The 12,809-nt window shown below is 69.3% G+C and carries 16 protein-coding genes and 1 pseudogene; 7 read left to right on the forward strand and 10 right to left on the reverse strand.

The features are described from left to right. Nucleotides 1–3 precede the first annotated feature (3 nt). Entirely contained in the window at nt 4–186 is a 183-nt protein-coding gene (locus ACE3TL_RS00550) for a DUF4169 family protein (protein WP_374576708.1), read from the forward strand. Nucleotides 187–328: 142 nt separating this feature from the next. On the opposite strand, the gene ACE3TL_RS00555 is transcribed toward ACE3TL_RS00550, so the two are convergent. Next, on the reverse strand, nt 329–1,114 hold the full coding sequence (locus ACE3TL_RS00555; RefSeq protein ID WP_374576709.1) for a Coq4 family protein: 786 nt from the start codon (nt 1,112–1,114) through the stop codon (nt 329–331). Between the two features lie 118 nt (nt 1,115–1,232). Here ACE3TL_RS00555 and ACE3TL_RS00560 point away from each other — a divergent pair, with 118 nt between their 5' ends. Then, a complete protein-coding gene (locus tag ACE3TL_RS00560) occupies nt 1,233–1,451 on the forward strand; it encodes a ribbon-helix-helix domain-containing protein (protein ID WP_374576710.1) in 219 nt (72 codons plus the stop codon). On the opposite strand, the gene ACE3TL_RS00565 is transcribed toward ACE3TL_RS00560, so the two are convergent. Together ACE3TL_RS00565 and ACE3TL_RS00570 are read right to left on the reverse strand one after the other, a co-directional pair. Continuing rightward, nucleotides 1,448–1,570 (reverse strand): hypothetical protein, encoded by a 123-nt coding sequence (locus ACE3TL_RS00565; RefSeq protein WP_374576711.1) that lies wholly within the window; start codon nt 1,568–1,570, stop codon nt 1,448–1,450. The two genes, ACE3TL_RS00560 and ACE3TL_RS00565, sit on opposite strands and share 4 nt — an antisense overlap. Before the next feature lie 29 nt (nt 1,571–1,599). Next, nucleotides 1,600–1,815 (reverse strand): hypothetical protein, encoded by a 216-nt coding sequence (locus tag ACE3TL_RS00570; protein ID WP_374576712.1) that lies wholly within the window; start codon nt 1,813–1,815, stop codon nt 1,600–1,602. Nucleotides 1,816–1,990: 175 nt separating this feature from the next. Between ACE3TL_RS00570 and ACE3TL_RS00575 the strand changes: the two genes are divergently transcribed. Next, nucleotides 1,991–2,302 carry a BrnA antitoxin family protein gene (locus ACE3TL_RS00575; protein WP_374576713.1) on the forward strand — a complete coding sequence of 104 codons (312 nt, stop codon included), beginning with the start codon at nt 1,991–1,993 and terminating at the stop codon, nt 2,300–2,302. A gap of 87 nt (nt 2,303–2,389) precedes the next feature. Next, nucleotides 2,390–4,741 carry an ATP-dependent helicase gene (locus tag ACE3TL_RS00580; protein ID WP_374576714.1) on the forward strand — a complete coding sequence of 784 codons (2,352 nt, stop codon included), beginning with the start codon at nt 2,390–2,392 and terminating at the stop codon, nt 4,739–4,741. Between the two features lie 67 nt (nt 4,742–4,808). Here the strand turns inward: ACE3TL_RS00580 and ACE3TL_RS00585 are convergent, their stop codons facing one another. Further along, on the reverse strand, nt 4,809–5,207 hold the full coding sequence (locus ACE3TL_RS00585; protein WP_374576715.1) for a hypothetical protein: 399 nt from the start codon (nt 5,205–5,207) through the stop codon (nt 4,809–4,811). A gap of 149 nt (nt 5,208–5,356) precedes the next feature. Between ACE3TL_RS00585 and ACE3TL_RS00590 the strand changes: the two genes are divergently transcribed. Further along, on the forward strand, nt 5,357–6,223 hold the full coding sequence (locus tag ACE3TL_RS00590) for a 50S ribosomal protein L11 methyltransferase (protein WP_374576716.1): 867 nt from the start codon (nt 5,357–5,359) through the stop codon (nt 6,221–6,223). Here the strand turns inward: ACE3TL_RS00590 and ACE3TL_RS00595 are convergent. The 3 genes from ACE3TL_RS00595 to ACE3TL_RS00605 all read right to left on the reverse strand — a co-directional run bounded on the left by ACE3TL_RS00595 (nt 6,220) and on the right by ACE3TL_RS00605 (nt 8,068). After that, entirely contained in the window at nt 6,220–6,774 is a 555-nt protein-coding gene (locus ACE3TL_RS00595; protein ID WP_374576717.1) for a GNAT family N-acetyltransferase, read from the reverse strand. The genes ACE3TL_RS00590 and ACE3TL_RS00595 overlap by 4 nt on opposite strands. A 396-nt stretch (nt 6,775–7,170) precedes the next feature. Next, on the reverse strand, nt 7,171–7,590 hold the full coding sequence (locus ACE3TL_RS00600; RefSeq protein WP_374576718.1) for a hypothetical protein: 420 nt from the start codon (nt 7,588–7,590) through the stop codon (nt 7,171–7,173). A gap of 7 nt (nt 7,591–7,597) precedes the next feature. Beyond that, nucleotides 7,598–8,068, reverse strand: a complete 471-nt coding sequence (locus ACE3TL_RS00605; protein ID WP_374576719.1) for a hypothetical protein — start codon at nt 8,066–8,068, stop codon at nt 7,598–7,600. Between the two features lie 169 nt (nt 8,069–8,237). On the opposite strand from ACE3TL_RS00605, the gene ACE3TL_RS00610 reads away from it, so the two are divergent. Next, on the forward strand, nt 8,238–9,383 hold the full coding sequence (locus ACE3TL_RS00610; protein WP_374576720.1) for a helix-turn-helix transcriptional regulator: 1,146 nt from the start codon (nt 8,238–8,240) through the stop codon (nt 9,381–9,383). Between the two features lie 4 nt (nt 9,384–9,387). On the opposite strand, the gene ACE3TL_RS00615 is transcribed toward ACE3TL_RS00610, so the two are convergent. Next, a complete protein-coding gene (locus tag ACE3TL_RS00615; RefSeq protein WP_374576721.1) occupies nt 9,388–9,732 on the reverse strand; it encodes a GIY-YIG nuclease family protein in 345 nt (114 codons plus the stop codon). A gap of 107 nt (nt 9,733–9,839) precedes the next feature. Here ACE3TL_RS00615 and ACE3TL_RS00620 point away from each other — a divergent pair, with 107 nt between their 5' ends. Further along, complete coding sequence (locus ACE3TL_RS00620) at nt 9,840–11,654, forward strand: aminopeptidase P family protein (RefSeq protein WP_374576722.1); 1,815 nt, start codon at nt 9,840–9,842, stop codon at nt 11,652–11,654. Between the two features lie 54 nt (nt 11,655–11,708). On the opposite strand, the pseudogene ACE3TL_RS00625 reads toward ACE3TL_RS00620, so the two are convergent. Both ACE3TL_RS00625 and ACE3TL_RS00630 read right to left on the reverse strand, forming a co-directional pair. Next, nucleotides 11,709–11,843, reverse strand: a pseudogene (locus ACE3TL_RS00625) (PEPxxWA-CTERM sorting domain-containing protein); the annotation flags it as partial. Between the two features lie 592 nt (nt 11,844–12,435). Next, nucleotides 12,436–12,809: PEPxxWA-CTERM sorting domain-containing protein (locus ACE3TL_RS00630; RefSeq protein WP_374576723.1), on the reverse strand; the 374-nt coding region annotated here is incomplete at its 5' end.

A 12,809-nucleotide genomic window follows, 5' to 3' on the forward strand; every position in this document is an offset into this window, starting at 1 on the left:
GCCATGGGCGAGGTGGTGAATCTCAACAAGGCCAGGAAGGCGCGCGACAAGGCCGCGGCCAAGGACCAGGCGCACGAGAACCGCGCCCGCTTCGGCCGCAGCAAGGGCCAGAAGACTCTGGAACGGCTGGAGGCCGACAAGGCCGAGCGGTCGCTGGACGGCGCGCGGCGCGAGGACGAGGACTAGGTTTTCGGCGGATTCTCCATGCCGAACCGGCATCCGCTTCGGCGGAAATTGCTCTGGACAGGCGGGGTGGGGAGAGGCTCGACACTCTCCCCACCCTCGCGTCCGCACGCCAGACCGCCCCACGGCCCGGCGCACGAAGGGCCTACATCCGCTTCGGAACCGCGGCGTCGCGCGCTTCGATCGGGATGGCGTCGTAGAGGGTGGCCGGGGTGATGTTCAGGCGCTTGCGGGCGCTTTCCAGCGGCTCGGCCATCAGGCGCTCGTAGTCCTCGCCCAGCAGCCAGGCGGCGGCCTTGCCGCGCTTGTAACCCTGCCAGATGGCCTTGTTGTACGGGTGGTCGCCGCCCCGCGAGCGGGACATGGCGCCCAGCGCGATCAGCGCCCAGCCCAGGCCCTTGGTCTGGGCGTAGGAGAAGGCGACCAGGCAGGCCTCGCCCAGGCCGTCGCGGTGATAGCCCGACAGGATGTGCCAGATGTCGTGGACGTCGCGGGTGCGCCGGCCCATCCAGGCGTAGGGGTGCTGGATGTCGACCTCATTGCCCTGAATGCGGCTGACCTCGGCCAGGCCCTCGGCGGACAGTTGCTCGGAGCGGATGAATTCACGGTAGGCGGCGCCGACGCTGCCGGCGGGCATGGAATCGAGCCAGGCGTCGTCCATCAGCCGCGCAGCCAGCTCCTGGCGCTCGTAGGCGATGCGCCCTCCCCGCGCGGTGGTCAGCAGGCGCTCGTAGCAGCGGGCGGTCGAGGTTCCGTTCAGGGCCCGCATGATCTCGAACACCTGGCCGGTGTCTTCCTTGTCGTTCAGCAGGCGTTGCAGGGCCTTCAGCGCCGCGCCCCACTGCAGGCGCGGCTTAGGCAGGCGCACGTCGGGCGCCGGCGCAGCCTGGCGCGCGAGGGGGGCGTCGAGGGCGTCAGCAATCATAGCCATGGGCAGGAAGCCTCAAAACTAACAGTGTTAGGATTGAAGATGACGCACGCGTCATCTTTTGGCAAGCGCCGAAGAGAAGACTTGGAGAGGGCGTGGCGCCTGGGCCACAACAGAGTCCATGCCTGTGTTGAAAAAGCGTTCGATCCTCCTGTCGGGCCACGCCACCTCCATGGCGCTGGAGCCGGAGTTCTGGGCGGTGCTGGACGAGATGGCCGGCGCGCGCGAGGTGAGCCTGGCCGGGCTGATCGCCCAGATCGACGAGGCGCGCGGCGAGCGTCCCCTCGCCTCGGCCTGCCGGGTGGCGGCGCTGGCCTTCGCGCAGGCGACGAACATCTAGCCCAGGCCGGCGGGATTCAGCTCGCGCAGGGCGTACAGGAAGGCCAGGACGAGGAAGAAGCCCAGGACGGCCCAGAGCAGCAAGGGGATCGGGCGTCTGGGCGGCGGGTCCTGGTTCATCGCGACTTCGGGCTATTTCGGGGTCGGGGCTATTTCGGGGTCGGCAGGGGCGGATCGGGGAGCTTGGGGGCGTCCGGCAGCGCCGGCGGCTTGGGAAGGTTGACGTCGATATCAACGCCGCGGGGCGCCTGCGGCCGCAAACCGCCCGCATAGAGCACATAGACGATCACCGCCACGGCGACCAGCAGGCCGCCGACGATGAAGGCGATCCACGGCGACGATCCGCCGCCACCGCCACGAGCCATGGGAAACCTCCCTGATTGCTCAGCGATCGCCGATGAACGAACGCCGCCGGGAGCCGGTTCCGGGCTTAAGCGGCGCGCCGTCGAGGTCGGAAGGTTCCGGAGGTATCTGTAACGACAATAACTTGATCAGCAGGGTTTTTGTCGCTACAAATACCCATGATAGAGTACCGTCGACATGTCCGATGACACCGAACGCAAGCTCAAGGCGCAACCCGAGCCCGACCTGACCGATCCCGACAACCCGGAATGGACGGAAGAGGATTTCGCGCGCGCCCAGGGCCCCGAGACCCTGTCGGCGGCGGAATTGGCCGCCTTCCCCCGCACCCGCAACAAGGGCGGCCGTCCCAGATTGGCCAATCCCAAGCAACAGGTCACGCTGCGGCTGTCGCAATCGGTGCTCAACCACTTCAAGGCCACCGGCGCCGGATGGCAGGCGCGGATCGAAGACGTGCTCAAGGCCGAGATGGAGCGAAGCGGCAAACATTGATCCCGCCGCCCACCGCGCAGGGACAAAGGAACACACCACGAACGCAGCGACGCCCAATTCGGGGCGTTACGTGCTAAACATCTTCCGATGTCTTCGCCTGAATCATTCGAGAACCCGTTCGACGACGCTCTGCCCGCTCCGCGGGTGAGCGACCTGGCCCGCGTGCGCGGCCCCGACTATCTGGAGGGCCTGAACCCCGAGCAGCGGGCGGCGGTGGAGGCGACCGAGGGGCCGGTGCTGGTGCTGGCGGGCGCAGGGACCGGCAAGACGCGGGTGCTGACCACGCGGCTGGCGCACATCCTGGCGACGGGGCGTGCGAAGCCCTGGGAACTGCTGGTCGTCACCTTTACCAACAAGGCCGCGCGCGAGATGCGCGAGCGGATCACCCACATCATCGGCCCGTCGGCCGAGGGGCTACGCTGGCTGGGGACGTTCCACTCGGTCGCCGCCCAGATCCTGCGCCGGCACGCCGAACTGGTGGGGCTGAAGTCGAACTTCACCATCCTGGACACCGACGACCAGGAGCGGCTGATCAAGCAGGTGCTGGAGGCCGAAAACGTCGACGCCAAGCGCTGGACGCCCAAGGCGCTGGCCGGGATGATCGACCACTGGAAGAACCGCGGCTGGACGCCCGACCGGTTGCCGCCGTCCGAAGGCCACGAGTTCGCGGGCGGCAAGGGCCCTACCCTCTACCGGATGTACCAGGAGCGGCTGCGGGTGCTGAGCGCCTGCGATTTCGGCGACCTGCTGCTGCACAACCTGACGCTGTTCATGGCCAATCCGGACGTGCTGGCCGACTTCCACGAGCGGTTCAGGTACGTGCTGGTGGACGAGTACCAGGACACCAACGTCGCCCAATACCTGTGGCTACGTTTGCTGGCGCAGAAGCGGCAGAACGTCTGCTGCGTGGGCGACGACGACCAGTCGATCTATGGCTGGCGGGGCGCGGAGGTGGACAACATCCTGCGCTTCGAGCGCGACTTCCCCGGCGCGACGGTGATCCGGCTGGAGCGGAACTACCGCTCGACCAGCCACATCCTAGCCGCCGCCTCGGGCCTGATCGCGGCCAACAAGGGGCGCCTCGGCAAGACGCTGTGGACCGAGAGCCAGGGCGGCGAGAAGGTCGTGGTGCGCGGGGTCTGGGACGGCGAGGCCGAGAGCCGGCTGATCGCCGAGGAGATCGAGCGCGCGCACAAGGGCGGGACGGAAAGGGAGCCGCGCCGGTATCGCGACGTCGCGATCCTGGTGCGGGCCTCGTTCCAGATGCGGGCCTTCGAAGAGCGGTTCGTGATGCTGCAGATCCCCTATACGGTGGTCGGCGGCCCGCGGTTCTTCGAGCGGGCGGAGATCCGCGACGCTCACGCCTATCTGCGGCTGATCCAATCGCCGGACGACGACCTGGCCTTCGAGCGGATCGTCAACACGCCCAAGCGCGGGATCGGCGACACCACGGTGCAGAAGCTGCTGCAGATCGCGCGGCTGAACGGCGTGCCGGTGATGCAGGCCGCGCGCGAGGCGATCGGCACCGACGAGCTGGCCGGGCGCACGCGCACCGCCCTCTCCAACTTCATCCGCGACGTCGACCGCTGGCGCGGGGCGGCCCAGGCCATGCACCACTCGCGCCTGACCGAGCAGGTGCTGGAGGAGAGCGGCTATACCGACGCCTTGCGGCTGGACAAGACGCCGACCGCCCAGACGAGGCTGGAGAACCTGAAGGAACTGGTGCAGTCGATGCAGGGCTTCGACAGCCTGGAGGCCTATCTGGAGCACGTCTCGCTGGTGATGGACATGGACCGCGGGCCGCAGGCCGACGCGGTGCAGATCATGACCCTGCACTCGGCCAAGGGGCTGGAGTTCCCGCTGGTGTTCCTGCCCGGCTGGGAGGAAGGGGTGTTCCCCTCCCAGCGCAGCATGGACGAGAAGGGCGAGAAGGGCCTGGAGGAGGAACGGCGCCTGGCCTATGTCGGTATCACCCGCGCCCGCGAGGAGGCGCGCATCTCCTTCGCCGCCAACCGGCAGGTCTATGGCCGCTGGACCAGCCAGCTTCCCAGCCGGTTCGTGGACGAACTGCCGCTGGCCAATGTCGAGGCCAGTTCCGAGACCGGCTATTACGGCGGCGGGCCGGGCATGCAGCAGCACGGCAGCCGCTGGGACGAGAGCCCGACCTTCGGGGCGGGCTACGCCTCCCCCGGCTGGAAGCGCGCCCAGGAAAGGGGCTTCCGCGGCAGCCATCCGGGCCGTGGAGCGGTGATCGAGGGCGAAGGGCGGCTGGTGGTGTCGGAATCCTCGGCGGCCAGCGACTTCAAGCGCGGCCAGCGGGTGTTCCATCAGAAGTTCGGCTATGGCCTGGTGAAGTCCGTGGACGGCAACAAGCTGACGGTCGCCTTCGACAAGGCCGGCGAGAAGAAGGTGATCGACTCCTTCGTCGAGGCGGCGTGAGGTTCAAGACCCCGGCCTAGATCGATGTCGTCCCGGCTTGCCCAGCAAGACCGGGACGACACGCACCTCAGGCGTCTTTGCGACCCCGGAGCAGCTTGGCGGTGAGGACGCCGAGGCCGGCGACGGCGGCGACCGCAGCGCCGGCGACCAGGGCGACGCCGGCGTTCTGACGGACATGGGCCTGGGTGGAGGCGCTTTCGGCGGCGGTCTTGAGGACCTGCGGCTGGATGTCGTGGGCGCGGGCCCGCCGGAAGGTCACCACGCCGTCGCCGACGGCCGAGACGCGCCAGTCGTGGTCGAGCCAGGCGCTTTGATGGGTCTTGCCTTCGCCGATCCACCAGGCCGGCTGGCGTGCGGCCTTCGGCAGGGTGGAGCCGAGCAGCAGTTCGATGTCGGTGAAGGTCGGCCGCCAGGTGTCCTGGGTCAGGCTGGCGAAATGGTCGGACAGCGGGCTGTACTTGCTCATGGAGCTCCCTTCGGCGGCGATCACGGCCCCATGATGGCAGGCTGGCGGCCGGCGTCGAGGCCAAATCGAGACGTCATGCCGCCATGCGAACCCTATTGCGCCCCAAGCGCGCGCTGGCCTTTCGCGCCGTGCGCCTCTAAAGGGCGGCCATGAGCCAAGACGCCGTTCAGATCATCGCCCGCGGCCCGCGCGCTGTGGCCGAAGCCGCCGCCGCCGCCATCGATTCCGATCCGCTGCTGGAGGGCGCGACCTATTCCATCCTGGAAGAGGACGAAGACCGCGACATCTGGCGCATCGACGCCTTTCCGACCACGCAGGACGAGGCCGACGGCCTGGCCGGCAAGCTGGGCGGTTACGCCGAACTGCGCACCGTGGTCGAGAAGCTGGCCGACGCCGACTGGCTGGCCATGGCGCTGTCGGGCCTGCCCCCGGTGCGGGCGGGCCGGTTCTTCGTGTTCGGGGCGCACGACAAGGGGCTGGCGCCGACCAACACCGTCAACCTGCGCATCGAGGCCGGCGCGGCCTTCGGCACCGGCCACCATGGCACCACCGTCGGCTGCCTGAGCGCCTATGACGCGCTGATCAAGGCGCGGCGCTTCGACAAGGTGCTGGACGTCGGCGCCGGGACCGGGGTGCTGGCGATCGCCGCGGCCCGCACCGGCAGCAAGCTGGCCGTCGGCACCGACATCGACGCCCCGTCGGTGCGAATCTCCAACGAGAACGCCAGGCTCAACAAGTCGAGCGCGCGGTTCGTCCACGCCTCGGGCCTGTCGCACCGGCTGGTCAGCAAGGCTGCGCCCTACGACCTGGTGTTCGCCAACATCCTGGCCCCGCCGCTGGTGGCGCTGTCGCAGGACATCCGCAGGGCGCTGAAGCCGGGCGGCTTTGCGATCCTGTCGGGCCTGTTGCGCACCCAGGAGCGGCGGGTGCTGGCGGCCTATCTCTCGAAAGGCTTTCGCCTGCACCGCCGCCTGCATCGCGACGCCTGGGCGACCCTGGTGCTGCGCAGGGCCTAAACCAAGCCTAAGCCCCACTCCTCCGCCAGAACGGCGTAGAGATAGGTGTCGCGCCAGCCGCCGCCCTGGGCCGGCTGGTTGGCCTTCATCAGGCCCTCGCGGCGCATGCCGAGCTTTTCCATGATCGCGAAGGAGCCGGTGTTGCGCACGTCGCAGGTGGCCCACAGGCGGTGGACGCCGAGCGCGGCGAAGGCGTGGGCGGCCAGGGCGCGGGCGGCCTCGAAGCCGTAGCCCTGGCGCCACCAGGCGCTGGCGTAGCAGTAGCCCATATCGGCGTTGCGATGCGGCTGGAGGCCGAGCCGGATGGAGCCGATCACCCTCCCGCTCTCCAAGTGCTGGACCGCCAGGCCGATATGGGTGCGCGGCGCGGCCGAGGCGCGGGCGATCTCTTCGCCCAGGAATGTTCTGGTCTGCTCCAAGGTGTTCGGGCCCCAGTCCATGTAACGGACGGTCGCCAGGTCGGCGGCGTAGGCGTGAACGTCGTCCAGGTCGGCCGGCGTGAACTCGCGCAACAGCAGGCGCGGGGTGCGGATTTCGTAGGGCGGTTCCATGAGAGAGAGCTTCCTGTTGGAGGGCAAGGCCGCTCGGCAGGGGCTCGTCTTGCGTCGCCTGACCCCGGCCGGTGCGGCGGGGTCGGCGTTCGCCGGGTTGAATTCAGCCCAGGCGAAGACGCACGGCCCCGGAGGGACCGCAGGAATTCGAGAGGGCGAAGGCGCGACGCATAGCGTGGCTATGCCGAACTTCGGCATGGGGGTCCAGGGTGTTGGATGTCGCCGTCGTCAGAGGTTGCCGGAGACGTGTGAGGGTGCAGGGAGTTTTGGACGCGGCCAACGCCCCCTCCGCTCACCCCGGCGAAGGCCGGGGCCCATATGGCGTTTGATTGGCCCGGTGTAGCGAACTGAGAGTCGGCTTGGGTCCCGGCCTTCGCCGGGATGAGCGGGATCAGGTCAGGCTCGCAGCATGTTGGCGGCGCGGGTGTAGGTGTAGGCTTCGTAGAGCGTCCACAGGCCGCCGGCGATGAACACCACGCCGACAAGGATGAAGAGGGTCATGATCCCGAGCGCCACGAGGAGCGCGCCCATCATATAGCCTATCGTCGTCGGGATGCTGTAGACGGCCCGCGTCTTGTCGTTGCGCAGCGCCAGGGCCTTGAAGACGCCGTTCTTCTCGCTTCCGGCCAGGGTGACCTCGTCGCCGTCTCGGATGTCGGGCATGTCGGCGAGCTTGATCTGCGCCGAGCGGTCGCCGACGCGGAAGGCGATGACCTGGCCGGTCTTCACCGAGCCGCCGTTGCGGCCGACTACGCCGCGGGTTTCCGTCGAATGGCGGATGCCGCTGACCGCGCCGCTGAGTGTCGTAAGCGCCATGTTGTCCTCAGTCGATGATGTCGCTGATGTCGTTTTCGCGCCAATCGGGCGGCATGCTCGATTGGGCGCAGTAGCGGGCGCTGTGCTCCCAGCCGCCGGCGTTCTTCGAGGTGAAGCTGGCGTCGCCCGACAGGGTGTAGGTGGTGACGCCGACTTCCGGGGGCGCGTTGTCCTGCAGATCGCCGCAGGCTTCGGTCACGCGATAGGTGTTCGGGCCGGCCCGCTCGATCTTCTTGAACTCGCAGAAGTCGCGCGAACCGCCGATCCCGTCGCGACGCAGCAGGGTGGTGGTGGCGTTGGAGGCCTGGCTGCAAGGCGTATCGGCGGCGACGTAATAGCCGCGCTTGAGCGGCAGGGCCGCGACCGGGGCGGCGGCCTCCGCAACCGGCGTCTTGCCCGCCGCGGCGACATCCTGGCCGCAGGCGGCGACGCCCATCGCCAACATCATGGGCGCCAGGATGGCTCCGGTTCTCCGCATTCACATCCCCGCGTGAAAAGCCTTTCGGCCATGGTTAAGGTGAAGAGCGCCCACCGTCGTCCCCCAAACAGGGGAGAAACGCCGCGGCGGCGTCGTAATCACGCGGAGTTGTCGGCGGCGCCGAAACGCGGCGGCCGAGATCGGATGAACCAGGAGGAAGCGCCCGGCCATGCCGTCCGAAGACCTCTATGAAGCCTCCGGCGTCTCGGGACTGATCGCGCATCTCTACGATGCGGCCCTGGACGACGCCCTTTGGGCGGGCACGGCGACGCGCATCGCCGAGACCTTCGGCTCGACCAGCACGGTCCTGAAACTGCATGGCCAGGGCGCGCGGGTGAACCTGCTGGAATGCACGGGCAATCTCATCGTGTCCGAGCGCGAGCAGGCGTGGGCGGACGACTGGCACCGCCGCGATCTTTGGGTCGAGCGCTCGCTGGCCCATGGCATGTCGCAGATCATCACCGACGAGGACCTGGTGACGCGCGAGGAGCAGGCGCGCAGCGGCTTCTATCAGGAATGGCTGCGCCACCTGGACATCCATCACATGCTGGGGGCGGTGTTCCCCGCGGCGGAGGGCGCGGTCGGCGTGCTGGGCGTGCACCGCCCGCGCGAGGCCGGCGCCTATGGCGCGCTGGAGCGGCGGCAGGCCGCGCTGCTGCTGCCGCATCTGCAGCGGGCCTTGCGCCTGGGGCAGCGTTTCGCCGCGGCCGCGCAGCACTACGCCGCCGCCGCGCAGGCGCTGGATCGCCTGGACACCGGGGTGCTGGTGGTCGACGGCGCCGGCGCCGTTCTCCACGCCAGCCGCATGGCCGAGCGCCTTCTGCGCGAGAATGCGGAGCTGGCGGTGGTCCAGGGACGACTGGCCGTGCGCCGGCCAGCGCTGCACGAGAAGCTGTCGTCGCTGGTGCGCGGCGCGTGCGATACGGCGGGCGACCGGATCGCAAGGCCCGGCGCGGCGCTGCCCGTCCCGCGGCCGGACCGCACGCCGCTGACCCTGGAGGTCGCGCCCCTGCGCCCTTCGGGGTCCGTCTTCGGCGCGCAGCAGCCCGCCGTGCTGGTCTTCATCAAGGATCCCGAAGCGCCGATCGCCGTGGCGCGGCTGCGCGATCTGTTCGGCTTGACCCGAGCGGAAGGCGCCGTCGCGGCCGCCCTGGGACGGGGCTCGGCCCTGGACGAGATCGCCGACGACCTGGGAGTCGGACCGGCGACCGTGCGCTCGCACCTCAAGCGCATCCTGGCCAAGACGGGCACGCATCGGCAGGCCGAGGCCGCCGCGCTGCTGGCCCGCAGCGTTGCGACCTATTCAGATCACTGACGGCCTAGATCGCCGACTGGGCGCCGAGGGTTTCGCGCCAGTGGCGTTCGCGGGTCTTGAGCCAGGTGTCGCGGCCGATCGGGCCGAGGTCCTCGTCGTCCAGGGTCTCGAGCACGACGAACTCGAAGCCCGCCTCCCCGCCCGCGGCGTTCCAGGCGGCCTGGAGCGCCTTGTTGCGGTGGCTGCCGAGCCGCAGGGAGAAGGTGGAGGAATTGCGCTGGCCGTCGAGATTGCGCGAGGCGCCGACGAAGGCCGCGCCGGTCGCGCGGCAGCGCAGGGCGAAGATCCCGACCGGGGCCTTGCGTTCTTTGTACTGGCGGATGGCTTCGCGGCGATGGGACTTGTCCATGGCCTTCAGATGAGGCCGCGGCGGGGCCATGTCAATTATATCCGGGTAAATTTATCGGACGCCGAGCGATGGTGGCGCGGCGGCGGCGGCGGGATTAAGTTCGCGCCATGTATCAGACCTTCGATGAAACCACCGATCCGTCCTTCGGGCCCAAGCACGTCCCCCTGATCCGCGCGGCCATGCAGGCGCAGGGGCTGGACGGCTTCCTGGCGCCGCACGAGGACGAGCATCAGAACGAATACCTGCCGGCGGCCAACGACCGGCTGGGCTGGGCCAGCGGCTTCACCGGCTCGGCCGGGGCGGCGGTGATCCTGGCCGACAAGGCGGCGATCTTCGTGGACGGCCGCTACACCCTGCAGGTCCGCGACCAGGTGGACCAGGGGGTGTTCGAGATCCGCGACCTGGTCGAAGGCGGGGTGCCGGCCTATCTGGAGACCGCCACGACGAGCGGCCAGGTGATCGGCTACGACCCGCGCCTGCATTCGCCCGACGCGCTGGAGCGGTTGAAGGCCGCGGTCGCCAAGACCGGCGCCAGGCTGAAACCGGTCGAGCGCAATCCGCTGGACGAGGCCTGGGGCTCCGCGCGCCCGGCCCAGCCGACGGCCCCGGTGGTTCCCCATCCGCTGGAGTATGCAGGCGAGGCTTCGGACGCCAAGCGCGCGCGCATCGGGGCGGCGCTGAAAGGCCAGAACGCCGAGGCGACGGTGCTGACCGCCCCCTCCTCCATCGCCTGGCTGTTCAATGTGCGCGGCGGCGACGTGATCCGCTCGCCGCTGCCGCTGGGCCAGGCGATCCTGAACCAGGACGGCACGGCGCGGCTGTTCCTCGACCCGGTGAAGGTGTCGGGCGAGCTGCGGGCCTGGCTGGGCAACGAGGTGCGGCTGGAGACGCCAGACGACCTGCCCGCGGCGCTGGCCGAGTTGAAGGGCAAGCGGGTTCTGGTCGATCCGGCCCAGTCCTCGGCCTGGTACTTCGACGCCTTGGGCGAGGCTGGCGCCGAGGTGGTGCGGGGCGAAGACCCCTGCGCCCTGCCGCGCGCCTGCAAGAACGCCGTCGAGATCGCCGGGACGACCGAGGCCCACGCCCGCGACGGGGCGGCGGTGAGCCGCTTCCTACACTGGCTGGGGACGGAAGCTCAGACCCGCACGGTCGACGAGGTCGAGGTGGTGACCAAGCTGGAAGGCTTCCGCCAGGCGACCGGGGCGCTGAAGGACCTGTCGTTCGACACCATCGCCGGGGCGGCCTCGAACGGGGCCATCGTTCACTATCGGCCGACCAGGCGGCTGAACAAGCCGACCGAGCAGGGCTCGCTGCTGCTGGTCGACTCGGGCGCGCAGTACCTGGACGGGACGACCGACATCACCCGCACGGTCGCCATCGGCGAGCCGAGCCAGGAAATGCGCGAGCGCTTCACCCTGGTGCTGAAGGGGCATCTGGCGCTGGCGGCGGTCCGCTTCCCGGCCGGGACCACCGGCTCGGCCCTGGACGCGCTGGCGCGCGCGCCGCTGTGGAATGCGGGCCTCGATTACGACCATGGCACCGGCCACGGGGTCGGCGCGTATCTGGGCGTGCACGAGGGGCCGCAGCGGATCTCCAAGCTGCCGAACTTCGTGGCCCTGCGGCCCGGCATGATCGTCTCCAACGAGCCGGGCTATTACAAGGAAGGCGCCTACGGCATCCGCATCGAGAACCTGCAGTACGTGATGCAGGCCGTGCCCATCGCCGGGGGCGAGCGGCCGATGCTGGGGTTCCAGACCCTGACGCTCGCGCCGATCGACCGGCGGCTGATCGTGGTGGAGATGCTCTCGCCCGCCGAGCGCGCGCAGATGGACGCTTATCACGCCCGCGTGCTGGCCGAGGTCGGCCCGCGCGTGGACGGCGAGGTGCGGGCCTGGATGGAAGAGGCCTGCGCGCCGCTGTAGCAGCTCTGGCTCGAGCGGCCTCCGGTCCGAGCGCCGAAGGCCGCTCCGCCAGCGTCAGGCTGGGACCACGGACGCCCGGCGCCGGCGCAGACCCGCGCCGGCCAGTCCGAAGCCTGCGATCATCATCGCCCAGGTGGCCGGTTCGGGAACCGCCGAGCCGACGAACTCGACCTTCAGGGTGGCCGGACCGGCGTTGCCGGCGCAGCAGTCGGGATGGCCGAAGTCGTTGATCGGCCAGTCGGCGTTCGAATAGAAGCCGACCGCTCCGAACGCGCCGGGCTGGAAGAAGTAGAACCCGCCGCCGCCGCCCGAGCCGTCGATATTGACGTGGCCGAAGGAGAGGAAATCGCCCTGGGAGGCCGGGAAGCTGGTCGGCGTGGGCTGGAACTCCATCGTCTCGCAGGCGAAGGCGGGGTTCGCGACCGAGCAGGTGTCGGGCGTGATCCGCTCCCAGGCGGAGATGAAGTCCGGCGCCAGATAGGTGAAGCTGATCGCCCCCTCCTCCTCGGCGCTGCCGACGAAGGTGTAGCGGACGGCCGCCTCGGCTGCGGCCGGCGCCGCAAGCGTGGCGAGGACGAGGGCGGCGCCGGCAAGGTAGCCGGCCGTAGTCTTGGATCGAGCGCTCATGGTAACCCCCTGATGAGCTGTGGCTATCAATGAGAGATGCGCAGGGCGGCCGGAAAGCGGGCCACCTGAGTTAGGAAAAAATTAAGCGGAAGGCGGCGGCCGTCGGGGTTCGAGCGGTCCCGGTCCGAACGCCCGGGACCGCTTTTCACCTGCCTCAAGCCGGGATCAGGGACATCCGACGACGGCGCAGACCCGCGCCCGCCAGGCCGAAGCCCGCGATCATCATCGCCCAGGTGGCCGGTTCGGGGACGGCGCTGCCGCTGTCGATCGCACGAACGTCGAAGCGGATGTTGTCGAGTCCGACATCGTAGCCGTTGGGGCCCCAGCGCAGGATGATCCCATCGGCGAAATAGGCCGAATTGACCGCCAGCGAATTGTGGGTCGGCCAGTCGGTCGTGAGCGTCAGGTCATAGATCGTCGTTGTTCCGTCGCCGCTCAGGATCTTGATCGGCACGTCATTGTGACGGTTCAGGTAGGTCGCAAAATCGAAGTCCAACAACGACACTTCGTAGCCCGCAGTCGGCTTGA

The organism is Phenylobacterium sp., assembly GCF_041920015.1.
Classification (GTDB): domain Bacteria; phylum Pseudomonadota; class Alphaproteobacteria; order Caulobacterales; family Caulobacteraceae; genus Phenylobacterium.